1 pseudogene is annotated in these 607 nt (G+C 76.4%); it reads right to left on the bottom strand.

Annotated features, from left to right (window positions below):
- Positions 1-530: pseudogene (locus HMPREF3086_RS02690) on the bottom strand (hypothetical protein); the annotation flags it as partial.
- Positions 531-607 lie beyond the last annotated feature (77 nt).

The following is a 607-nucleotide window of genomic DNA, read 5'->3' as shown; positions in this document are numbered from 1 at the left end:
AGCGCGGCGCACGCCGCGGCCCCCCGGGGCCGACCGCGCGCGAGCAGAACCGGCATCGACACCACCGCCGCGGCCCCCGCCAGCAACGACCAATGGCCCTGGAGGAGCCGCTCCACCACGAACGGATTCCACACCGCGCCCACCACCGCCGCTAAGCGCGCCCACACCCCCGTGGCGCTCTCTCCGGGCAACACCCTCCGCACGAGCGCACCCGCCGCGACCGCCAGCCACACGCAGAACACCGCCGTGAGCAGACCCGTCAACGGCCACATCGGGAGCCCGACCGCATCCAACGCCCGGGTCGCCCACGCCACCGCCACGTCCTGCGGAACCGCCCGCGCCGCCGACTCCCCCAACCCGAGCGCCGCGTCCGACAGCGGCGGCGTCGGTGTGGCCACCCAGTCCCGTAACAGCGGAAAGCCCGGCCGCGCCACCCCGGCCAACAGAACGCCCGAGACGACCACACCCACCGCGGCGTCCGTCACGGCCGGCCGCACGCTCACGCGACGGAACCCGGCAGTCGAGGACATGCGCACATTCCACCACGCGGCCCGGTCGCCCCGATCGCCCTGGCCGGGCCGGGCGACCCGGCGCCAGCGCGTCGCCC

The organism is Dietzia sp. HMSC21D01 (assembly GCF_001815995.1).
In the GTDB taxonomy this organism is placed as follows: Bacteria; Actinomycetota; Actinomycetes; order Mycobacteriales; family Mycobacteriaceae; genus Dietzia; species Dietzia cinnamea.
Note: the sequence above shows the minus strand (reverse complement) of the source record. Positions and strands in the feature narration are given on the sequence as shown.